18 protein-coding genes are annotated in these 22,554 nt (G+C 44.7%); 8 read left to right on the top strand and 10 right to left on the bottom strand.

The features are described from left to right. The 3 genes from AAV90_RS05680 to AAV90_RS05690 all read right to left on the bottom strand — a co-directional run bounded on the left by AAV90_RS05680 (nt 1) and on the right by AAV90_RS05690 (nt 3,827). The gene (locus AAV90_RS05680; protein ID WP_084691489.1) at nt 1-1,521 is read right to left on the bottom strand and encodes an aldehyde dehydrogenase family protein; all 1,521 of its coding nucleotides are present in this window, start codon (nt 1,519-1,521) and stop codon (nt 1-3) included. 549 nt (nt 1,522-2,070) lie between these two features. Beyond that, nucleotides 2,071-3,381 (bottom strand): CCA tRNA nucleotidyltransferase, encoded by a 1,311-nt coding sequence (locus tag AAV90_RS05685; protein ID WP_052729620.1) that lies wholly within the window; start codon nt 3,379-3,381, stop codon nt 2,071-2,073. Between the two features lie 56 nt (nt 3,382-3,437). Further along, a complete protein-coding gene (locus AAV90_RS05690) occupies nt 3,438-3,827 on the bottom strand; it encodes a bacteriohemerythrin (RefSeq protein WP_046496520.1) in 390 nt (129 codons plus the stop codon). A 354-nt stretch (nt 3,828-4,181) separates the two neighbouring features. Between AAV90_RS05690 and AAV90_RS05695 the strand changes: the two genes are divergently transcribed. Next, nucleotides 4,182-5,033 (top strand): DegV family protein, encoded by an 852-nt coding sequence (locus tag AAV90_RS05695; protein ID WP_046496522.1) that lies wholly within the window; start codon nt 4,182-4,184, stop codon nt 5,031-5,033. 120 nt (nt 5,034-5,153) lie between these two features. Here AAV90_RS05695 and AAV90_RS05700 read toward each other — a convergent pair whose 3' ends face one another. Beyond that, nucleotides 5,154-6,836 carry an AMP-binding protein gene (locus tag AAV90_RS05700; RefSeq protein ID WP_052729621.1) on the bottom strand — a complete coding sequence of 561 codons (1,683 nt, stop codon included), beginning with the start codon at nt 6,834-6,836 and terminating at the stop codon, nt 5,154-5,156. 388 nt (nt 6,837-7,224) lie between these two features. On the opposite strand from AAV90_RS05700, the gene AAV90_RS05705 reads away from it, so the two are divergent. The 3 genes from AAV90_RS05705 (at nt 7,225) to AAV90_RS05715 (ending at nt 12,563) form a co-directional block, all read left to right on the top strand. Continuing rightward, entirely contained in the window at nt 7,225-8,598 is a 1,374-nt protein-coding gene (locus tag AAV90_RS05705) for an acetyl-CoA hydrolase/transferase family protein (RefSeq protein WP_046496524.1), read from the top strand. A 562-nt stretch (nt 8,599-9,160) separates the two neighbouring features. After that, nucleotides 9,161-10,222 (top strand): zinc-dependent alcohol dehydrogenase, encoded by a 1,062-nt coding sequence (locus AAV90_RS05710; RefSeq protein WP_242847490.1) that lies wholly within the window; start codon nt 9,161-9,163, stop codon nt 10,220-10,222. A 148-nt stretch (nt 10,223-10,370) separates the two neighbouring features. Next, a complete protein-coding gene (locus tag AAV90_RS05715) occupies nt 10,371-12,563 on the top strand; it encodes a hypothetical protein (RefSeq protein WP_046496526.1) in 2,193 nt (730 codons plus the stop codon). A 69-nt stretch (nt 12,564-12,632) separates the two neighbouring features. Here the strand turns inward: AAV90_RS05715 and copZ are convergent, their stop codons facing one another. Then, nucleotides 12,633-12,848: a copper chaperone CopZ gene (gene copZ, locus AAV90_RS05720; RefSeq protein WP_046496528.1), complete on the bottom strand. Its 216-nt coding sequence runs from the start codon at nt 12,846-12,848 to the stop codon at nt 12,633-12,635. An 82-nt stretch (nt 12,849-12,930) separates the two neighbouring features. Beyond that, complete coding sequence (locus AAV90_RS05725) at nt 12,931-15,351, bottom strand: heavy metal translocating P-type ATPase (protein ID WP_046496529.1); 2,421 nt, start codon at nt 15,349-15,351, stop codon at nt 12,931-12,933. 104 nt (nt 15,352-15,455) lie between these two features. Between AAV90_RS05725 and AAV90_RS05730 the strand changes: the two genes are divergently transcribed. Beyond that, on the top strand, nt 15,456-16,184 hold the full coding sequence (locus AAV90_RS05730; protein ID WP_046496531.1) for a tRNA threonylcarbamoyladenosine dehydratase: 729 nt from the start codon (nt 15,456-15,458) through the stop codon (nt 16,182-16,184). A gap of 152 nt (nt 16,185-16,336) precedes the next feature. After that, a complete protein-coding gene (gene cysK / locus AAV90_RS05735; RefSeq protein ID WP_046496533.1) occupies nt 16,337-17,269 on the top strand; it encodes a cysteine synthase A in 933 nt (310 codons plus the stop codon). An 11-nt stretch (nt 17,270-17,280) separates the two neighbouring features. On the opposite strand, the gene AAV90_RS05740 is transcribed toward cysK, so the two are convergent. From AAV90_RS05740 to AAV90_RS05755, 4 genes are all read right to left on the bottom strand, one after another. Beyond that, nucleotides 17,281-17,739, bottom strand: coding sequence for an RrF2 family transcriptional regulator (locus tag AAV90_RS05740; protein WP_046496535.1), 459 nt, complete (start codon nt 17,737-17,739; stop codon nt 17,281-17,283). Between the two features lie 38 nt (nt 17,740-17,777). Beyond that, the gene (nadA, locus tag AAV90_RS05745; RefSeq protein ID WP_046496536.1) at nt 17,778-18,701 is read right to left on the bottom strand and encodes a quinolinate synthase NadA; all 924 of its coding nucleotides are present in this window, start codon (nt 18,699-18,701) and stop codon (nt 17,778-17,780) included. A gap of 425 nt (nt 18,702-19,126) precedes the next feature. Continuing rightward, a complete protein-coding gene (locus AAV90_RS05750) occupies nt 19,127-20,779 on the bottom strand; it encodes an FAD-dependent oxidoreductase (RefSeq protein ID WP_242847491.1) in 1,653 nt (550 codons plus the stop codon). 226 nt (nt 20,780-21,005) lie between these two features. Continuing rightward, nucleotides 21,006-21,467 carry a DUF6075 family protein gene (locus AAV90_RS05755; protein ID WP_341363013.1) on the bottom strand — a complete coding sequence of 154 codons (462 nt, stop codon included), beginning with the start codon at nt 21,465-21,467 and terminating at the stop codon, nt 21,006-21,008. A gap of 129 nt (nt 21,468-21,596) precedes the next feature. Here AAV90_RS05755 and AAV90_RS05760 point away from each other — a divergent pair, with 129 nt between their 5' ends. After that, nucleotides 21,597-22,031, top strand: a complete 435-nt coding sequence (locus tag AAV90_RS05760) for a PaaI family thioesterase (protein ID WP_046496541.1) — start codon at nt 21,597-21,599, stop codon at nt 22,029-22,031. Between the two features lie 254 nt (nt 22,032-22,285). Next, nucleotides 22,286-22,554 (top strand): transposase (locus AAV90_RS05765; protein WP_046496543.1); only part of this gene is annotated, 269 nt, incomplete at its 3' end.

Below are 22,554 nucleotides of genomic sequence, written 5' to 3' on the forward strand. Positions count from 1 at the left end.
CTAGCGGTTAAATCCAAATAAAGAATAAACAAAGTGGCTGTTCACATCCGGACTGAGATCCTGACAGATATGTTTCACTTCACTGTAAGCCATCAAGGCATGGTAACAGTTTTCCCGGCCGTAGCCGCTTTCTTTATAACCGCCAAAAGGAACATCAGGACGCAGTATGTGCCAGGTATTGATCCACACACTGCCGGTACGCATACGCTTGGCCACCTGCTGCGCCCGGGTGGCATTGGTGCTGCATACTCCTCCGCCCAGGCCATAAGGACTGTCATTAGCGATAGCAATGGCTTCATCCAGATCATCATACGGCAGGACACATTGTACCGGACCAAATATTTCTTCGCGCACATGCTGCATGGAATTGTCGCAGTCAATAAATATAGTAGGTTCGTGGAAGAAACCATCATCATAGATGCCGCCGGACATACGGCTACCGCCGTAGGCGATCTGGGCTCCGGCGTCTTTGCCGATTTGAATATAATTCATGATAGTATTTAATTGTTCCTGAGAAGCAATCGGCCCCATATCAGTTGCCAGATCCATCTGATCGCCTATATTTAATTTTTTTATCTTTTCAATCATCTTATCGACCAATTGATCCTGCATTTTACGGGGGACTAGCAAACGGGTGCCGGATTCACAGACCTGACCGCTGTGGGTTAGAAAAGCCAGCAGGGTCATACTGGCAGCCATATCAATATCGGCATCATCCAGGACAATAAGAGGTGATTTGCCCCCTAACTCCAGGGTTACCCGCTTGATACCGTCAGCCGCCAGATGGGCAATCTGTCTGCCTACTTCGGTGGAGCCGGTAAAGCCGATCTTATCTACCTGAGGGTGTGCTGCCAGGTAATTGCCGATTGAGGAGCCGGGACCGGAGATAACGTTGAATACCCCTGGTGGTATGCCTGCATCTGTTAAGATTTTAGCTAACTCCAGGGTTGTTACCGGTGTGATGCTGGCCGGTTTCATAACGATGCTGTTGCCCATAGCCAAAGCTGGGGCAAATTTATAAGCCGCTAAGATCATGGGGAAATTCCAGGGGGTAATTCCGGCGCAGACTCCAATCGGCTCTCGTATTACATAACTGTGCATAGGGGCTACCCAGGGGGGACAGATGGCATGTTCGACTGCAGGCATTTGTTTTAGGATAGCTGCTGACATGGCCAGGGAACCAGCCACAGACATAACATCCACAAAACCGGTTCGGCGCATGGTGGCTCCCGAAGTTAAAGATTCCAGGTAAGCCAGCCGGTCCTTGTTGGCGATAACAGCCATGGTAGCATTAGTAAGAACTGCGACTTTTTCATCAATGGATTTGTTCGCCCATATGCCGGATTCAAAAGCTCTTCGAGCCGAATGCAATGCCTTATCTACATCGCCAGGGGTAGCCCTGGGAACTTGGGCCACCACTTCCCGGTTAGCAGGATTGATAACGTCCATCATCTCACCTGACTCACCGGGTGTCCATTGACCATCAATGAACAATTGGTATTTAAGCACTTCCTTACTCAAAAGCAAAACCTCCCTCACTCAAATCTATCCCATCGGTCGACTGACCGAATGAGAATCCCCCAAATCAGGTCTTGTCCAGGCATGAATCTAATACTATTAATGCCTGAGCTAGAAGTTCGGTCATATATCGTTTACTGGTATGGCTGCAGGATCCAGGCGCCCTGAGATGATCAAATTATCCGGTCAACCAACCAGCAAGCGGGATAAACTAAAATCCTTTCCGGAGACTGGGACTACCATGTTTTAGCAGTCTCCGGTCGGAAAAGTTCTGCTCCCTGACAGATTTTAAAAGTCAATGTCGGTAGTTTTGGTTGTATCATGAATAAAATCGACTGGAGGTGAATTTTTATATTGCTTAGTTGCCTAAACAAATGTTTAAACATAGTAATAGACCGAAAAAGCTATACCGGAATTCGGTCAAGGTACTAAACTTTTGTTTATATCCCCCTGTTTTTTGTTTAGAACACTGCTCAGGTGCTTAGAAGCTTGTTTAGAAGATCGGTTGAATCCGGAATTTATTATTAGCAGGATGGAGATTCACTATAGTTGTTACCTGGTTTTTAACAAAGCCAACAGGTGTTCTTTTTTATTAAGAGTAGGATTTTCCACTACTTTATCCAGCAGGTATTCCAGGGCTTCGCCTATTTCCTTGCCGGTAGGGTACAGGGGCATTAGATCATAACCGCTGATATCCAGATCATGAGTGGTCAGCGGTTCCTTTCGGGAGATAACTTCCCAGCAGCGGTTTCTGACAGATGTAATTCGGGCCACATCCCGGCCGGATAGTTCAGAACCTTTGATATCAGCCAGCTGCAACTCAAAAAGGTTATCCACATTGCTCGGTCCAACCCGGCGGATAAGGCGTTTAATACTTAGTTCGGTTACGTTTTCATAACTGTTCATGTGTTCTCTTATCAGCACACATACGGCACTTATCGTTTTTGAATCAAAGTTCAGCCGGGTCAGCACTTCCCGGGCAGTTTTGCTGCCGCCGACCGCATGTCCATAACAATGTCCTTCACCGAACTCATCAATCGTCAGACAACCAGGTTTGTCGATATCATGGAAGAGAGCCGCCAACCTGAGGGTCAGGTTGGGTTTACAGTGATCCAAAACGACCAGGGTGTGTTCGAATACATCTTTGTCATGAAAAGAACTGTGGGTATCAAAACCGATTGCCGGTATGAGTTCAGGTATAATTTGCTCCAAAAGCCCCAGCTCCAGCATCCTCCGAATAGCGAGGGAGGGTCTATCGGTAAGCAGGATTTGGGTTAACTCATTGCTGACCTTTTCGGAATTTTTAAATGCTTCCGGATCATTAAAGGAGCGAATGGCTTCGATCAGTTCGTCATCCATGGTAAATCCAAATTGGGATTCGAATCTGATGGCCCGCAGAATCCTTACGGTATCTTCTTTAATGCTGTGAGCCGGATCCCGGGCGCACTTGATAAGTTTGTTTTCAATATCGTTAACACCGTTTAAAAGGTCTACTAACCCGGCTTGGTCGTTATATGCAAGTGTGTTCATGGTGAAATCGTTTTGTCTTACTTCTTCGGCGATATCATTGGAGAAGCGATGCTCGGTGCCAGTTCGAAACGTACTGACGTTATAGCTTTCCCCCTGATAGATAAGGGATACCGTACTGTAATCGCGGATAGCCGGAATGGCTGAGAAGCCCTGGTGATCATCAAAGAGGGCAACAATATCCGATGGGAGGGCATTGGTCGTAATGTCCCATTTTATGGGTTTCAATCCCAGAAGGGTATCCCTGATACAGGCGCCATAGATAAATGCTTGATATCCTTCCGTTTGCAGTGTATCCATTATTAGTTTGACATTTATCGGTATCTCTATTTGCATACGGCACTCCTCCAATCATTGGCGAAACTACGAACAGATGCAAGAATATAACTAAGCTATATCACATAATTTTTGTCCTGGCCCAGGATATGTTCACTTATCCAATTGACGATAAAATCAAGCACCTCTATTAAATATTTTTCGGGATCAGCATCTATCTTGCGAAGATCAGTATTATTAATTTTTTCAATGAAATCATCATGCATCACCTTATGCGATAGTAATTTTCTGTAACCGATACTCTGCATATATTGTTCTTCTGTCTGAAAATGATAAATCGCATAATCCTTAAGTTCTTCCAGGATAGTCACGATATTATCGTATTTATCCACGGAAAACTGATCCTTTAAAAGGGCATAGGCTTGACCGGCTATCTCAAAAAGTTTGCGGTGCTGTTCATCGATATTGTCTATCCCCAAGCGATACTCATCTTTCCATTCAATCATCAAAGATCCCTCCAATTAAGTAAAATTCAGGAACGTATATATTAATTGTAGCACGCTGACATAAGTATACGAACAATAATTTTAGTTTTAAACGAAAATAGATCGCCGGGAGAGAATGGATTCAGGAAAATGATTATAATTTACAAGCTGAAGAAAATGACCTTTGGTGTAGGCAAATATTTATATTGAAGATGTATAACAAAGCCATAATCTTGTCTATAATCCTAAAACATAGTACAATCATATTATCCTATTAGCAGCTAAACTAACACAACGCTTAAGCCCATTTTTAAACACTGTTAGCGCAGTGTTTATTCATTTTATATAAGTTGTGCACAAGAGGAGATGATGGTAATGGGAAAAATCAGAATCTATGCTGATAATGCCTGTGATCTGGATAAAGATATTCTGGATGAATACGGTATCAAACTTATGTACATAACGGTAACCGTAAAGGGCAAAACCTATCGGGATCGCCTGGATCTTGAGCCGTCCCGATTTTACGAAATGCTCGAGGAACCCGGTGTTATGCCCACCACTGCTCAGATCAATCCCGCTGAGTTCCAGGCGGAATTTGAAAAGGTGTTAAAGGAAAGTGATGATGAAATAATATACATAGCATTTTCCTCCGGGTTGAGCGGCACCTATCAATCAGCCTGCATCGCCCGGGATATGCTTGACCCTAATCGCTTAACCGTGATCGATTCCAAAAGTGCTTCGGTAGGCTACGGTCTGACCGTTCTGCGTGCGGCTAAGGCAGTCCAGGCTGGTATGAGCAAAGCCGAGGTCATAAAGGAAATAGAAGATAATATCAAGAGGATTCAACATATTTTTATTGTGGGCAATTTTGATATGCTCAAACGCGGCGGACGCGTTAGCGCAACCTCCGCTGCTATAGGCAACCTGCTTAATATCAAATTGATCCTGCACTTTGTGGATGGGAAAATTATTCCGCTGGAAAAAGCGCATGGTTTAAAGAAAGCCAAAAAACGAATGCTGGAGATAATGGATGAAAGAGGCTATGAGCTGAAAAATCAAGTAATTGGGATAAATCACTCCAATGATCTGGAAGGTGCCCTGATTATAAAAGAACTGATCGAGGAGAAATTCGGCTGCAGCCAGTTTGTAATCTCCGAGATCGGAGCCAGCATTGGCTCGCACGTAGGAGCAGGTACCTATTCAGTATTCTTTTTAACTCCCCCTTAAAAAAGAGTGCCCGGCACTCAATTGTTGAAAAGGGAGCAGGCCAAGAAAGTGAAAACGGAGTCGTGTTTAGCCATATTACGTTTCTGGCTGTTCAACACATTGAGTGCCGGGTGTGAGTGCTTAGGAAATACAGGACAATTCCCTTTGTTTCTCCTCCTCTTTGAGAATTTTACGGGCGACCTTGCCGGTAGGCCCTTTAGGCAAGCTATCCCGGAATTCTATGATGCGGGGGTATTTGTAGGGAGCCATCTGCCCTCTAGCCCATTCGATCAATTCCTTTTCCGTAATTTTGCCGTCCCATTCCGGTCTTAGAACTACAAAGGCTTTCACCAGCTCACCCTTGACTTCATGAGGTACGCCGATAACACAACACTCTAGTATGGCCGGATGGCCGTACATGTATTCTTCTACTTCGGCCGGGAAGATGCTGTAGGCCGACGACTTGATCATTTCCTTTAATCGTCCGCAAATATATAGATACCCGTCTTCATCCATTTTTACTATATCTCCGGTTCGAACCCAGCCATCTCCCAGAAAGGTTTCAGCAGTGCCTGCGGGGTTGTTCCAATACCCGATTCCGCAGCTGGGTCCCTTAACCCACAGTTCTCCTTCTTCGCCTATAGGCACGTCTTTGCTTAAGTCATCTATATCAACTATGCGCAGATCAATTTGCGGCATGGGCAGTCCAATACTGCCTAGTTTAGCGGCCTCAATGGGATTAAAGGATACGGTGGCAGTCGTTTCGCTCATACCGTAACCTTCACACAGCGTAATACCCATTTCCAGATATTTGTTAAATACGGCCTGGGGTAACGTAGCTCCGCCAATGCCAAAATTATATAAACTGGAAATATCATATTCACTGAAACTGGGGTGGCTGGCAAGGTAGATTACCATAGGGGTGGCCAGTACACTGTAGTTAGCCTGATATTTTTCAACAATTTGCAGAAATGCAACGGGGTCAAAACGAGTAATAATGCATAAGGTGCTGCCAAGAAAAGCTGTCGTTAAGAGGTGGTCGTTCATACCGGTAATGTGAAACATCGGTAACATACCTACCTGAACGGTATCTACTGTATTTGCTGTATGAGCCGTATTTATAAATGCCCCGTTTAATAGATTCATATGGGTAAGCATAGCTCCTTTGGGTTTTCCGGTGGTACCTGAAGTATATTGGAGTAAAGCTACATCGTTAATATCTACGTCAGCCATTTCCTGCAGTGGTTCACTGGCCATGAATTCCTGCCAACTAATGGTGCCCGGATATTTAATGCCCTTGGACATCAAGTCGGCGGGAAAAGCCGGATATGGATCTGACGGCAGGTATTCATCCAGTGAAGTAACGATCACATTTTCGACCGCCGGAATCTGATCCTTGATCTCATTAAGTACCGGCACTACCGATTCCTCAATAATAAGCACCTTGGCTCCGCTATCATTTAGTATGTAACGTACCTCTCCGGCCTTATAGGCAGGGCTGATGGCTGTAACAATAGCGCCCAGGCAATGAGCTGCGAAAAATGAAATTACGAATTGGGGACAATTCTGCATCCCCAGGTAAACCCGATCCCCTTTTTCGACTCCCAGCTTTTGCAGCCCTCCCGCAGCTCGCATTAATAAGTCTCTCAGTTCATCCCAGGTAATTATCTGACCATAGAAGACAATGGCCGGTCGCTGACGGTGACGAATAGTATTGGTGTACAGATGATGAAACAAAGGATCTCGGCCGTGCTGATAGCCTTCCTTGACCCAGCTGATAGTCCAGCTTTTCTCCCAGATTCGATCCATTGGTTCGATTTCCATAAACAACAACCCCCTTTGTAAGTAATTTTCCGACAATTAATTTGTATTTATAATAATTATAGCAATATTACAAATAATAATTAATTATAACATTGTGATATATAATCTAAATTTTCAACCAATTTCGACAATTATTTAACATAAAAACATATGACGGAGGTTTTCCAGCGCCTGTTACCATCTGTGTCTCACAAATCTTGGGGTTTAGACATTACTAAAAGCTTAAAAGATATATTAATAAAAATATACAATGTCAAATTAAAATATTATTGAAATAAATAGAGGATTTTTTAGCTTTTGATAGAATACTTTGACGTAATAGTGCGAAGAGTGATAGAGCACTATGTAATTGGAAATAATGTATAAAAAATGAGGAGGGAAATTATTCTTGAGTACTTACATGGAGGAATACAAACGAAAATTAATCACTGCTGAGCAAGCCGCTAAATTGGTACAATCCGGTGATTTAGTCGACTATGGGGTTTTCAATTCCAAACCAGTCGATTTTGACATTGCCTTGGCAGAACGGGTCGGAGAGCTGGAAAATGTGGGTATCCGCGGGACTGCGAGTGTACCCCCAATTCCCCAGGTAGCTGTAAAGGATCCTACCCATAAATCATTTTATTATTATAGCTGGTATTTTACAGCTTTAGATCGTGCCTTGGCCCCCCACCAACTGGTAAACCACGTGCCGGCCAACTTTAGTGAAGGCTATATACTGCTTTCCAGACCAATGGAGCGTTATCTTCCTTATTGGCCCGAAGTTTGGGTTGCCCAGACCTGCCCCATGGACGAACACGGTAATTTTAATTTCGGAATCGGCAACGCTCATAATAGAGCCTTAGCCCTGCAGAGCAAACGGGTCGCAATCGTAGAAGTCAACGAAAATATGCCGCGCTGTCTCGGTGGTGAAGGTGAATATGTCAATATAAGCGAAATTGATTATATCATTGAAGGAACGAATCAGCCGTTATTCTGTACCCCCCCTGATGCACCGGCTACTCCGGCTGAAGAGAAAATTGCCGAACTGGTGATGGAAGAAATCCATGATGGTTGTTTGATTCAGTTGGGAATAGGTTCGCTGCCCAACTATCTGGGTAATATGATTGCCAAATCCGGACTTAAGGATCTGGGTGTACAAACTGAAATGTTTACTTCGGCTTACATAGAGATGTATAAAAACGGCTGTATAACCAACCGTAAGAAGGCTTATGACCGGGATAAATCCACATATACATTCTGTTATGGAACTCAGGAAACGTATGATTTCTTGGATAATAATCCCCAGTGTGGCTCCTGCACATCCATCTATACCAATCTGCCTTTCCGTATATCTATGCATGACAATGTTATCTCCTTAAATAATATTGTCGAGGTAGACTTGATGGGGCAGGTATGTTCCGAGTCATCAGGACTGCGTCAGATTTCCGGAGCCGGCGGACAGCTGGACTGGACTCAGGGAGCTTTCCACTCCATGGGCGGTAAGGGCTTCCTGGCTTTTACATCTACTTATACTGACAAGGAAGGCAATGTAAAATCCCGCATCAATCCTATGCTTACTCCGGGATCCATCGTTACCGTCCCCCGTCATGTGGTTCACCATCTGGTAACTGAAAACGGAATAATCTGCATGAAGGGCAGATCTATTTGGGGTATGACCGAAGGCCTCATCAGCCTGGCTGATGAGAGATTCCGCGATGAACTGGTCAAAGAAGCCCATAAGATGGGCATTTGGTCACGTACCAATAAGACCTTCTTATAGAAAAGACCGGCGCACAACGGATATGGATATAAAAAGAGGTATACCCGAATACTTTCGGGTATACCTCTTTTGTAGCAAAAAAAATCCTCTTCAGCCTTGGGCTGGGGAGGATTTTTAGATTATATGCAGGTGGCGGAGACGGGCATCGACATCACTTAACAAAAAAACTATACCTCTCTATATAAATACTACACTCAATGAACCAACCGCCTATTACAATTCGCTATAGAATCAGGATAACTAAAAGCTTTACTTTCTTTTAAAGATAACATAATAGTGGACGAAACAAGAAACCTCTATTTTTAAAAGGTACTATAATCTCCGCCACCTTGCTTAAATTATAAAATATTAAAAGTGATTTTTCAAGATTAAAACGGGGTTTAAATAGGTCAAAACCTGGTGGCAAGGAGTCTTTCGAGTCAGAGAATATTATTATACTGGACAAAAATATCGTTGCAAAAAGTATTTGTATATATTAGTATTTTAACTTTAGAATTGTACTAAGGGGCAGTTTCAAGTAAAATCATGCCAAGAGGATTATTAACGAGAAGGAGGAAGTAAAGTGGAAAAGATCATGAAGGCCCTAGTCTACCATGGCCCCCACAAACTGAGCCTGGATGATGTTCCGGTACCAACGATTCAAGCCCCAGAAGATGTGATATTAAAAGTAACCCTGGCCACCCCGTGTACTTCCGACGTGCATATAGCAGAAGGCCATATCCCGTTTGTCCCTTACCCAATTATATTAGGACACGAATTCTGCGGCGAAATCGTGGAAATGGGTTCTGCAGTGACTGGATTTAAGGTGGGGGATCGGGTTCACTGCCTGCCTGGAGTAATCTGCAACCAGTGTGCCATGTGTAAAATCGGTTACCCCAGTTTCTGTCAGAACGGAGGATGTTACGGTAATTTTGAAGGACTGAACGGAGCTTTGGCTGAATATGTGCGTATTCCCTATGCAATGAATTCCATGATTCATATTCCTGAGGGACTGGTGGAAGAGGATGTAATCCTGCTGGGAGATATGCTGGGAACTGCCAGATTCGGGGTAGAGAATGCCGAAGTTAAAAAGGGCGATACGGTTGCTGTTTTTGGAGTTGGCCCGGTCGGTTTGTGCGCCTGCCTATTGGCTAAAAACGTATATGAAGCAAAAACCGTTATAGCGGTGGATATTGTTCAGGATAGATTGGATGCTGCCCTTAAAGAGGGAATTGTTGATTATGCCTTTAATCCCAATGATGTAGATGTAGTCAGAAAGATCAAGGAAATTACGGAGCGGCGTGGGGTAAACGCGGCCATAGAAACAGCTGGCGTACAAAGCACCATCAATATGGCGGCCCGTTCAGTGGGGGTCGGTGGAATTGTGTCCACCATTTCACTTTTCGCCAAGCCGCTGGAACTGCCTTTGGATCTGATGCCTAATCGCAATATTCAGCTTAAAACAGGTATTCAGCAGTGCGAAGGCGTTGACAGTATGTTGGAGGAAATCCAGGCTGGGAGGATAAATACCCGGTTTATGCTGACCCATCGCTCGCCTTTAAACGATATTATGAAAGCCATGGATATATTTGGCGGAAACAAGGAAGGGTGTATAAAGTACCTAATTACGCCTTATGAAAGGTAAATACTAACCAATGAGCCGGCAAAAGGAAATGCTTTTGTCGGCTTAAACTTTTTCTGATTAAGATATAGTTTCATATCTTCCTTTAATAAGGTAAAATATATGAATTAACGGTTTAAGTGCACTGAACTAATGAGAAAGGTGTTTTTAAATGAAAAAACGGGTAGTTATAATGGGTTTGGTCCTCATCATGTTAGGCTGGATTACCCCGGCATTTGCCCGGGAGCCGATAAACTCCTCCGGAAAACTTACGGTGTTGGTTATTGACAAACTAGCTGTGGAGGATTTAAATCCTGCTGTAACGCCCAGTTTGTGTAGGCTGATAGATAAAGGATCGCTGGGTCTTTGCAGCAACCGAACCCTGGGCAAAGGGGGCAGTGAAGATGGTTACCTGACCATGGGAGCGGGCAATTTAGCTGGAGGCGCGGCTATCTGCGGGTTTAACCATGATGAGCGAACCGGCAAGGGAATCCAAACCGGTGCCCAGTTTTTTGAAAACCTAATGGGTGTAGATCCAGGCAGCCATGAAGTCTTGTTGTTGAATTTGCCGGAAATACAGACGGCAATGATGAAAGACAAGGTAACGACCAGACCGGGGATGTTAGGGGATACCCTGAGCAAGAACAACGTAGACGTACATGTTTTAGGCAACGCTGATATAAATGGTTTTAATTATCGCCCTGCGGTGGCTTTAGCCATGGATTTTTACGGCCGGGTAGCTCATGGTGATGTGGGTATTGCAACGTGTGAAGAGGTAGAAGATAGTTTCATAACTACCCGTACTAATTACGGCTATTTGTTGGAACAATTAAAGCACCTGCAAAACAGCCCAGGAATTAGGATTGTTGATTTATCGGATTTGGCCAGAATGGATAAAGCCGGTGTGGCCAGCCCGGAAATGCAGATTAGGGAACGGGAAAGGGTACTAAAGGATATCGATCAGTTCGTGGCCAAAGTGGCCGGAGATATGGATTTTAGCCAGGATATGCTCATGGTTGCGGTTCCCTCAGCAGCCATGGTCAAGGTACAGGAGAAAAGCACCTTCACCCCTTTGATTATTGTTGGGCCAGAATTTAAGCAGGGGGTACTCAGCTCATCTACCACCCGGAGGGACTATATAGTAGCCAATACGGATGTTGCCATTACCATTTTGGACTATTTTAATATTGAACCTCCTCAGGAAGTAGTAATTGGGCAGCCGATAAGATCCTCTGCGGACAACCAAGACCGCCTGGAGACAGCACAGCAGTTAACCCAAAAAACAGCTATGATCAACCGGGTTCGGGTTACTTTGGTTAAGGGCTACGTTTTGCTGCAAATTATTTTTATTTGTTTTGCTTTATTTTGTATATTGTTTAAACCCAGATTTAAAGAAACCGCTTCCCGACTCCTATTAGCGATGGTAGTGATCCCCTTTGTTTTTTTGATAATGGGGGCCATCCCCGCGGTCAGTGACGGGCAGTATATGCTGATTGCCGTACTGGCTACAATAATCCTTAATATTGCAACCAGAAAGCTGTTTAAGGGTAATTACTTCAAAGGACTCCTTGCAATTTCAGCCTTGACGTTAATCATCCTTAATATTGATATTATAAACAACAGTAGCCTTATCAAGAATTCGGTGCTGGGTTACGACCCTATGTCAGGAGCTCGCTACTATGGTATTGGAAATGAATATGTGGGTGTGTTGATGGGGACTTCGATTCTTTTAGCGGCTGCCCTCACTCAAAAAATCAAACGTCCCTATATTTTGGGCTTGATTACTCTGCTCTTCATAAGTCAGACCTACATGCTGGCAGCTCCCTCCCTGGGTGCCCAATCGGATGGCATGATAACGGCTCCGATTGCTTTTATCGTCACCTTAATATTATTAAGCGGTCATAATTTAAATCCCAAGCTGGTTTTTTCACTTTTGGGAGCGGTAGTGGCCAGTGTTCTGGCTTTTACGATATTTGACATGACCCGGCCCGCGGAAATGCAGACACATATTGGCAGAGCGGCGCACCAGATTTATCAAGGGGGTTGGCAGGAGGCCCTGCTGATTATGGCGCGAAAAGCAGCTATGAATATGAAACTTATCCGTTATACGATCTGGACCCGGGTGTTTATCGCCATCCTGTTAGCATTGGCGGTATTGGTCTATCGCCCGGTAGGAGCCATGAAAATGATCCGGGACAAGTATCCGCCTTTGTTTAAAGGTTTTGCTGGGATCCTGCTGGCAGCGATAATAGGTGGGCTGATTAATGATTCCGGGATCGTATGTGCAGCTACTACCAGTATCTACCTTATAACGCCATTGTTAATGTTGATTCTGCATAATCATAATGAGGTTACCGAAAAATAAGTAAAGGACTTTTCCCGGCCAAGGATTTTCCTCTGCCGGGAAAAAGTCTTAAGCTAAATAGACTCTGTTTTAAGACCGGTTTTTTACTTCATAGCCCTGGTCTTCTATTGTGTCCTGAATGGTTTTGATGTCTACCTTGTCAGGGTCATAGTCGATCGTTACCTGACCGCTGCTAAGTTCAACCTCTACCTTTTTAACACCTGCTAACGAGCCAAGAGCGGTTTTTACACTTTGTTCACAATGACTACAGGACATTCCGCCAACCTTAATAGTAATGCCAGCCATACAATCCACCATCCTTTTTTATTATTTATAATAGACGCAAAAACGCGGATTTACGCGAATTTCGCGGCTGCGTCATACGCTTCTATTTTACCTGCTGAGGGTTAAACCTTTTCAAGCTTAGTGAGTTGGTTACTACCGAGACCGAGCTAAATGCCATAGCGCCGCCGGCAATTACCGGACTTAAGAGTCCCAGGGCGGCAAAGGGAATGCCTATAATGTTATAAATAAAAGCCCAAAATAGGTTTTGCCTGATTTTAGTCATGGTTTGACGGGAAAGCCTTATGGCGGCGGATATAGCCCTTAAATCACCCCGCATCAAAGTTATATCGGCAGCTTCCATAGCTATGTCGGTGCCGGTTCCTACCGCCATGCCTATATCCGCTGCTGCTAAAGCGGGAGCATCATTAATGCCATCGCCCACCATTGCCACAATTTTACCTGCCTGTTGCAGCTTTTGTATCTCCTTAGCTTTATGTTCCGGCAAGACCTCTGCCAGAACATTTTTTATGCCTAGCTGATCGGCAATCGCTGCAGCAGTCCTTTGGTTATCGCCGGTAATCATATAGACTTCAAGGCCCATCCGGTTAAAATCGGCTATGGCCTCCCGGGAATGACCTTTCACCGTATCGGCTACCGCCAGGATTCCCGCCAGGGAATGGTCGACAGTCATCAACATGGCAGTTTTCCCTTCATCCTCCAGGCGGGTGATAATTGTTTCATGGTCACCTAAGCCGATGCCTTGTTCCTGCATAAGTTTCCTGGTACCAACCAATATTTTCCGACCCTCTCCCGTGGCTATAATTCCTTTGCCGGGTATGGCTTCAAAGTCTTCTGGATCAGGTACCTGTCCAACACTTTTCAAACCATGTTTATATATCGCTGCTGCCAGCGGGTGCTCGGAATTTTTTTCGGCTATAGCCGCCCAACGCAGGATTTCCTGGGGGGACAGGCTGCCAGTAGATATTATGTCGGTTACTTCCGGTTCTCCATTGGTTATAGTTCCGGTTTTGTCCAATACTATCGTATTTAATTTATAAGCCGTTTCCAGGTGCTCACCGCTTTTTATCAGGATGCCGTTTTCGGCACCTAAACCCGTACCTACCATTATGGCAGTAGGGGTTGCCAGACCCAACGCACAGGGACAGGCAATGACCAGAACAGCTACGGCACTGATTATGGCCTGGTTGATATCACCGCTGTTAAGATACCAGATTCCCAGGGTGAGTAAAGCAACGGTGATTACGGCTGGTACGAAAATCCCCGCTACCTGGTCGGCCACCTTTTGAATGGGCGCTTTAAAGCCCTGTGCATCTTCGACCATTTTAATTATCTGGGCCAGAACCGTATCCTGGCCGACTTGGGTGGCTTCAAACTTAAAAGCCCCATATTTGTTGATGGTTGCCCCGATAACATGATCTCCGGTAGTTTTTTCTACCGGCAGACTTTCGCCGGTCAGCATGGATTCATCCAGGGATGAACTGCCGGCTACTATTTTGCCGTCTACCGGCACCTTTTCACCCGGTTTAACAATTATTAGGTCACCGGGCTGTACTTCTTCTATGGGCAGTTCTTTTTCCTCACCATTTCTGACCACGTGAGCCGTCTGGGGACTTAGTCCCATCAGTTTTTTAATTGCCTCGGAAGTTTTGCCCTTGGCAACGGCTTCCAGGTATTTACCCAATAACACCAGGGTAATTACTACCGCACTGGCCTCAAAATAAAGGTCCTTCATGGTTCCCGGGGGAACCGTTTGGAAAAAAACATTATAGAGGCTCAAAAAATAAGCGGCTGTAGTGCCCATGGCGATTAAAACATCCATATTGGCACTGCCTGAACGCAGTGCAAAATAAGCATTTTTATAAAACCGATAGCCTATTATGAATTGCACCGGGGTTGCGACTATCAATTGAAAGAACTGATTGTGCAGAAAGGCAATATCAATTCCAAATAAAGTAAATATCATAGCCAGGAGCAAGGGTGAACTCAATATGGCAGATGTTATCAATTCGGACTTTAAACTACTTATTTCCTGATCGCGAGTCTCTTTTTCCCGGTCGCGGCTAATCCGGCTAATGAGTTCGGCCTTATAGCCCAGTTTTTCTATGATTTGAATCAGTGCTGGCAGGCTGGTTTTATTTTCATCAAAGTCGATCTGGGCTTTCTCCGTATTCAAGTTGACCATAACCCGGGACACGCCTTCGGTCTGGGCCAGTTTCTTTTCTATGCGGGCGGCACAGGCAGCACAGGACATCCCGGATATATGCAAGGTAGTGCCGGTAGCAGCTGGTTTATCTTCAATTACTTCATAGCCTAGTTTCTTTACAGCCGCGGCTAACTGTTCGCGTCCGGTGATGCTGTCATCAAAGTCAACCGTGGCTTTCTGTAAGGCAAGGTTAACGTTTGCCTGCTTGACCCCTTCCATTTTAGCCAAGCCTTTTTCGATGCGTACCGCACAGGCAGCACAGGACATACCGCTAATTTTAAGTGATTCTTGGCGTTCCATATCATACTACTCCCCGGATATAAAAGCTATAATAATATTATTATAGCTTTTATTTGCAAATACTAGCCCAATAAATGGCGATATACGAATAAAAGGGGTAGATCATTCTGAATCAATTTCTAAGAACGGAACTCCTTATAGGAACGGAGGCTTTACAAAAACTGGCCTTAAGCCGGGTAGCGGTTTTTGGGGTGGGAGGGGTAGGCAGCTATGTGGTCGAGGGTCTGGTGAGAACCGGTGTGGGTAAACTGGTTCTGGTTGACAATGACTGCGTTAGTATGACTAATCTTAACCGACAGCTGCATGCGACCCATAAAACCCTGGGCAGGCCCAAGGTTGAAGTAATGCGGGATAGAATACTGGAGATAAACCCGCTGGCCCAAGTGGAAATATACCAAAAATTTTATATGCCGCAGCTTGCCGAAGAATTGATCCGCTTAGATTATGATTATATCGTGGATGCAATTGATACGGTAACCGCCAAAATTGATCTGGTGGTTCAGGCGCAAAGGATGGGGATTCCCATAATAAGCAGTATGGGAGCCGGGAATAAGCTTGACCCCACCCGTTTCGAGGTCAGCGATATATATGCCACTTCGGTATGTCCCCTGGCTAAAGTAATGCGTAAAGAACTTCGCTTAAAGGGGGTAGATTCCTTAAAGGTAGTATATTCCCGGGAAAAACCTGTAACTCCAAAGGCAGTTTTAAAAACCGATTTTGAAAATGATTGTCCCAATAGCCGCCGACCGGTTACGGGAAGCATTGCCTTTGTCCCATCGGTGGCTGGTTTAATAATAGCCGGTGAAGTTATAAAAGATTTAGCCGGTCTGTAGGCCGTAATAGACCCTTTTACCCAGCTTAATAGTGGTGCTTTAATGATAGAGTTGCCTTAACCAGCTTAAAAACTTGTAAAGCGCTGTTAATCGTATTATGGCGAGGCATGGTGATAAATGTTTATTTAGTACATATGGAAAGGTGGATTATTATGAGCAGAATTGCGGGAAGTCTTATTGAATTAATCGGAAATACTCCAATGTTGGAACTGGTTAACTACAACCGTCTAAATCAGGTAAAAGCCAGAATAATTGCTAAATTAGAGTATTTCAATCCGGGAGGCAGCAGCAAGGATAGGATAGGTTATGCCATGATAAAGGATGCCGAAGACAGGGGCATATTAAAAGAAGGTTCGGTTATCATTGAACCTACCAGCGGCAATACGGGTGTTGGTCTGGCTTTAGTGGCAGCTTCCCGGGGATATCGACTCATCTTAACCATGCCTGAGACCATGAGCCTGGAGCGGCGGAAGCTTTTGCAGGCTCTGGGAGCTGAACTGGTTCTGACCCCAGGGGAGGCCGGAATGAATGGAGCCGTTATAAAAGCCGAGCAACTAGCAGCCGATATACCGGATTCTTTTATACCCCAACAGTTTAAAAATCCAGCCAATCCAGCTATCCATCGGCAGACAACGGCCGAGGAAATATGGCGGGATACGGACGGACGGGTGGATATTTTCATCGCCGGGGTGGGGTCTGCCGGAACTATAAGCGGAGTAGGTGAGGCTCTCAAGGCTAAAAATCCAGAGATTCAGATAGTTGCTATGGAACCTTTTGATTCGCCGGTTTTATCGGGCGGCCAGGCGGGAGCGCACGGTATTCAGGGTATAGGCACCAACTTCGTTCCGGCTATTTATAATGCTCAGGTGGTCGATGAAATATTTAAGGTCAAAACCGATGCAGCCTATAAGACTGCCCAGGCCCTGGCTAAGACGGAGGGATTGCTGGTGGGCATATCTTCCGGAGCCGCAGCATTTGCTGCCACCGAAATTGCCCGCCGCCCGGAAAATGAAGGGAAAAACATAGTGGTTCTGCTTCCAGATTCCGGTGAACGTTATCTGTCCACCCCGCTTTTCCAGGGGTAGCAAACCCCCGGCTATGTTTTAATATCATCGGAGGCGGCTGAGGTTGGTGCGGACATTTGTTGCGATTCATATACAAGATCCTCCAATGTATAGGAATCCAGGACAGCAGCGATGGCGTCCCTAACTTTGATCCAGATCGGGCGGGTAACACAGCCCGCAGATCTTTTACAGTCCTCAGGGTTTAACTCGTTAACGCAGTCTACCGGGGCCAGAGGCCCCTCCAAAACCCTGATGATTTCCCCTACCGATATGTCCCGGGGGGATCTTCCCAGCACATAACCGCCCTGCGAACCGCGAATACTTTTTATCAGACCAGCCTGTTTTAAAGGTATTAACAGCTGTTCCAGATAACGTTCCGATATATCCTGTCGCTGGGCAATGGTATGACTGGCTATGGGACCGTTTCCTTCACTCAGAGCCATATCCAGCATGGCTCTGAGTCCATATCTTCCCTTGGTGGATAACTTCATAAACCCCACCCCTTTGCATTTGATAACTTATATATGATTTAGGAGGTATAAGCAATCATTTTTTCCAGGGCTTGTGCCGCCGGGAGCCGGATGTTCTCGGGTACTTTAATCACCGTCTCCCTGTTTTTAAGCGAGTCGTAAATCTTTTGCAGGGTTATGCTTTTCATATCGGGACAGATCATGTTTTCCGAGGCCATGATTAGTTTTTTATCTGGGTTGGCTTGGCGGATGGGATAGGTGACCCCGGATTCGGTTGCAATGATAAAGGTATCCTGGTCACAATTGTTTACATAATTGATAATTCCGGAGGTACTGCCAACGTAATCAGCCATTTTTACGACATCCGGGATACATTCTGGATGTACTAAAACCTTGGCATCAGGATACTTTTCTTTGAGCTTTTCGATGTCGGTCTTTTTCAGTGCAGCGTGCACCGGACAATCAGAATCATAAATATTGACGTTCCGGCTCAGGTTGCTGGCGGTATTAAGCGCCAGGTTTTGATCGGGGATAAAGAATATGTGAGCATCGTCCGGTAATTTTTTCAATATGGTAGCCGCATTGGAAGAGGTACAGCATATATCGCTGACAGCCTTAATCTCAGCCGGGGTATTTACATAGCTCATCACTATGCTGTTAGGGTACTTTTCCTTGAACTTTAAAACCTCATCTACGGATATGCTGTTGGCCATAGGACAAGTCGCCTTGGGTTCAGGAGTTAAAACAGTTTTATCGGGACAGAGTATGGCTGCTGATTCAGCCATAAAATCCACGCCGGCCACCAGGATCGTATCCTGGGGGGACTTTTGAGCGGCCACTGCCATGGCGTAGGAATCTCCTATAAAATCAGCAATATCCTGAATGTCTTCCTGCTGGTAATAATGGGCAATGATGTAAATGGATTTTTCTTCTTTAAGTTTAAGGATTTTTTCCGTTAATGACCTGTCATTAGTAGCAATCATTAATTATACCCCCTTGCAAATTAGTAGGCGCAGATTTACACGTTTTTTTCAGGCACTGCAAAACTATCAATAACACTTAAGTTATTTTAATTAATATTTAGTAAAGTATACCTGAGCTTGCCTAGAAACAATCTTATTCCGTAATATCATTTATAACGGAAATATTCGCTAAAACGTTACTTTGGGTTTTTAGTAAGAAGAACATAATTTTTATAGAGATTATAGTGTATTGGCAGACGATAAGCAACCCGGATCTTAATATAATGAACAAAGTAAAGCACCCTCTTTAGGTTGAGGGTGCTGGGGAAGCTAAAGCTTCCGCCACGATGGTTGATTACCGTCTATCGAAAAGAGACTGCCGTAATGTTTAAGGGCAGATGATTCCGCTGCGGTAGTTGGATACCGTTAACCGCAGCGATTATCTTTTATTTGCGTATTACTTCGTATAGTTTATAGCCGCCGCTGATATTTTTGACTTTAAAGTTGTTTTGCTTCAGGATGCGGGTGGTGATATAACTGCGCAGACCTACCTGGCAATAAACCAGTATATCTCGGTCTTTAGGAATCTCCGCCAGGCGGTTGCGGATTTCGTCTACCGGAATATTCGTGGCTCCTTCTACGGCTCCATATTTGAATTCCTCGGGAGTGCGGGCATCTATTAAGAAGGCACCCCGGCTGACCTCTTGGGCAACATCCGTCCAATAGGTCACTTCGATATCTCCGTTTAGCATATTTCCGGCGACGTAGGCTAACATATTGACGGGGTCTTTGGCTGAAGAGTAAGGGGGGGCGTAGGCCAGTTCCAGTTCTTGCAGGTCAAATACATTCATGCCCGCGCGAATGGCCGTAGCCAGCACGTCAATCCGTTTGTCCACCCCGTCTGAGCCAACAATCTGCGCCCCCAAAATCTTCCCGTTGTCAGGGGTAAATAATAATTTGGCCGTCATCTGAGTTGCTCCGGGATAGTAAGTTGCATGTGAATTGGGATGGATATGGCAGGTCAGGTATTTTATGCCCGCGCGGTTTAATTCGTATTCATTCTTGCCGGTAGCAGCTATGGTCATATTTCGGAATTTCAAAATGGCGCTGCCCTGCGCTCCCTTGTAGGGAAGGCTGCGTCCGCAGATATTGTTGGCAATCAGCCAGCCCTGGCGGTTTGCCGGTCCGGCCAAGGGGACATAGCTGTCTTCACCGGTGATAAAGTCTTTTACCTGAACAGCGTCACCGCCGGCATATATAAATGGGTCAGAAGTTCTCAAATATTCATCCACCCAAATGGCTCCGGTTGACCCTATTTTTAAACCGGCTTCCTTTGCCAATCCTGCTGCTGGTTTGACCCCCAGTCCGAGAACAACCAGATCGGACGGTATGAGACTACCATCAGCCAGGCGTATCGCCATAACCCGGTCTTCCCCTTCAAAGGCTGTAGCTTGGGAAGAGAGCCGTAAATCCAACCCATTGAATTTAAGATAAGAGTGCAGTATGTCGGCCATCTCCGGATCCAGGGCGCGCATTACCTGGGGGGCCATTTCCAGTAGACTGACTTTTAACCCTGCATCCATCAGCATCTCAGCCATTTCCAAGCCAATAAAACCTCCGCCGATCACAACTGCCGTACGGGGGTTTTCCGTCATGATATAGTTTTTTATGGCATCACTGTCAGGGACATTACGTACAATAAAGACATTGGTTTTATCAATTCCAGGCAGAGGCGGGATTAAGGGCTCTGCACCCGGAGCTAAAATCAAGTAATCATAAGTTTCCCGATAACTCTCATCGGTCATGCGATTACAAACCTCTACTTTTTTTTCGGCCGGAATTATCTGAGTTACTTCATTCATTACCCGGACATCGATATTAAAACGCCGTTTCATATCCCGGGGCGTCTGCAGCAAAAGATTATTTCTTTCTGTGATAACTCCGCCTACATAGTAAGGCAAACCGCAGTTGGCAAATGAAATATAAGGGCCTTTTTCAAACATAATTATTTCAGCATCTTCATCCAGACGTCTAAGCCTGGCGGCAGCACTGGCCCCCGCAGCCACGCCCCCCACTACAAGTACTTTTTTAGCCATCATTGTTGCCCGGTTATTAAATCTTGGTTGGGGATTATGGTGTATAAGATATAAACCGGGTCATTCACCTGCCTTTCCATCAGTTAATATAGTCTATACATCATAGGGACAGTATAACAGCTATTTTTTCCATCCACCACTTTAAAGAATTATTAATAAATAAGTACATGATAGCCATTTAACGAAAAATGCCAGCCGATTAATGAGTCAGCTGGCAGATAATTTTATCCTATTCTTTAAACTCTGGGTACCTGCTGTCCCAGGTTTTGGAGAAACTGGGAAACTTAAGCAGCAAAGCCTGGTAGGCCACCGCCTGGTAGATATCGTCCAAGGCAGTAAAAACATCGTTTGTGTTGGCATAATTGGCACTGTCATAGAGATTAGCGGCCAGTTTTATCAAAGCGCGGCTACTGGCATCACTGCCTAAGTCTTTCAGTAACGCCTCAAAATCAACCCTATCGGGAAAAAAGTATCTCTCAATCGTTGCAATGGCTCCTTCATTTTCCTCCATGATACCGACTGAGGCCAGTATATATGAACTAGGGCTGCACTCTTTTTTATCAGATCCGACTATTTCAAGCAGGCGCAAATAATTGGATTTGTGGTATTTGTTGATGAAATATACCGGTCTTCTCAGAGTAATTACCTCCTTTAAACATAATGAGTAATCTAATCTGATAATAGCATATATTAATACAGATTAGATAATTTTAACCAAAACATATTTTAGCCTTTTTCCCGGGCAGGATGAGCAGGAAGGAATCTGATCGACCGGGTTAGAATTATTACAGCATAATATTTGAAAGCGAGGCATAAAATTATGGATAATCATGGGACATCAAAAAAGCTAGATATTTCAGACCAGAATAATATAGATTGGGGTCCTGTTCCCCATTGTTTTACTTTTATGCAGGGGCGAATAATTGATTATGTGGCCGGACAAAGCTTAACGGTTGCTTTTCCAGTTCTGCCCATCTATCTAAACCCGGCCCGTACCATGCAGGGTGGTTTTATTACAGCTGCATTTGATAATGTGTTCGGTCCTTTGTGTTATTCAGCTACCGGTACTCCTAAAACGACTACGGTTGATATAACTACCAGCTATCACCGGCCAATATCGGAAGGTGATGAACTAATCATTACAGCTATGGTAAAAGCCCAGGGCAAAACCAAAATCCATATGGCCGCCGAAGCTTATAACCGGAATAAACAGTTAATTGCTACTGCCGCCACCAACTATATACACATTAAATGACACCCTGACTAACCCGCGCATATTTTAAGCACCTCAAGGTATTAATAAAAATAATAATCATGTTTATTAACGACCTTTTTCCTGCCGAGCAATCATATAAAGACGGCCAACAGGCTATTTATAATCGAGACTTTTGCATATTAGGTAAGCCCGAAAATATTAGGATTTTATTCATACAGAAAAAGGACTTCACCCCCCATTTTGTCGAATAAATAAGTGACCAAACAAATCATCCGAAGGAGGCGAAGTCACTTATGAATATTCGACAGAGATGCATTTTCTCCTTTGAAGATGCAATGAAAATGCAACCAAAATCCAGGATCGAGAAAATAATTGATACCCTTGATTTCAAACCAGTTATTGCCAAATTACATCAACCTGATGGTAATAAACGTGGACCTAAGCCATACCCAACCTGCGCTATGTTAAATGCCTTGATTGCTATGCGGCTAGAGAATATGAATACTTTTACCCAACTGGTTGAACGGCTTACTTATGATCCCCATCTGAGGTATATTTGCGG

The sequence above is a fragment of the Syntrophomonas zehnderi OL-4 genome (assembly GCF_000983115.1).
Lineage (GTDB): Bacteria > Bacillota > Syntrophomonadia > Syntrophomonadales > Syntrophomonadaceae > Syntrophomonas_B > Syntrophomonas_B zehnderi.

Bases quoted from the DNA above. Each gene is read 5' to 3' on its own strand.
- AAV90_RS05740 (WP_046496535.1), bottom strand. From the start codon at position 17,739: ATGAAGTTATCCACCAAGGGAAGATATGGACTCAGAGCCATGCTGGAT.
- nadA (WP_046496536.1), bottom strand. From the start codon at position 18,701: ATGATTGCTACTAATGACAGGTCATTAACGGAAAAAATCCTTAAACTT.
- AAV90_RS05725 (WP_046496529.1), bottom strand. From the start codon at position 15,351: ATGGAACGCCAAGAATCACTTAAAATTAGCGGTATGTCCTGTGCTGCC.
- AAV90_RS05750 (WP_242847491.1), bottom strand. From the start codon at position 20,779: ATGATGGCTAAAAAAGTACTTGTAGTGGGGGGCGTGGCTGCGGGGGCC.
- AAV90_RS05685 (WP_052729620.1), bottom strand. From the start codon at position 3,381: ATGCAAATAGAGATACCGATAAATGTCAAACTAATAATGGATACACTG.
- AAV90_RS05715 (WP_046496526.1), top strand. From the start codon at position 10,371: ATGAAAAAACGGGTAGTTATAATGGGTTTGGTCCTCATCATGTTAGGC.
- AAV90_RS05690 (WP_046496520.1), bottom strand. From the start codon at position 3,827: ATGATTGAATGGAAAGATGAGTATCGCTTGGGGATAGACAATATCGAT.
- AAV90_RS05760 (WP_046496541.1), top strand. From the start codon at position 21,597: ATGGATAATCATGGGACATCAAAAAAGCTAGATATTTCAGACCAGAAT.
- cysK (WP_046496533.1), top strand. From the start codon at position 16,337: ATGAGCAGAATTGCGGGAAGTCTTATTGAATTAATCGGAAATACTCCA.
- AAV90_RS05700 (WP_052729621.1), bottom strand. From the start codon at position 6,836: ATGGAAATCGAACCAATGGATCGAATCTGGGAGAAAAGCTGGACTATC.
- copZ (WP_046496528.1), bottom strand. From the start codon at position 12,848: ATGGCTGGCATTACTATTAAGGTTGGCGGAATGTCCTGTAGTCATTGT.
- AAV90_RS05695 (WP_046496522.1), top strand. From the start codon at position 4,182: ATGGGAAAAATCAGAATCTATGCTGATAATGCCTGTGATCTGGATAAA.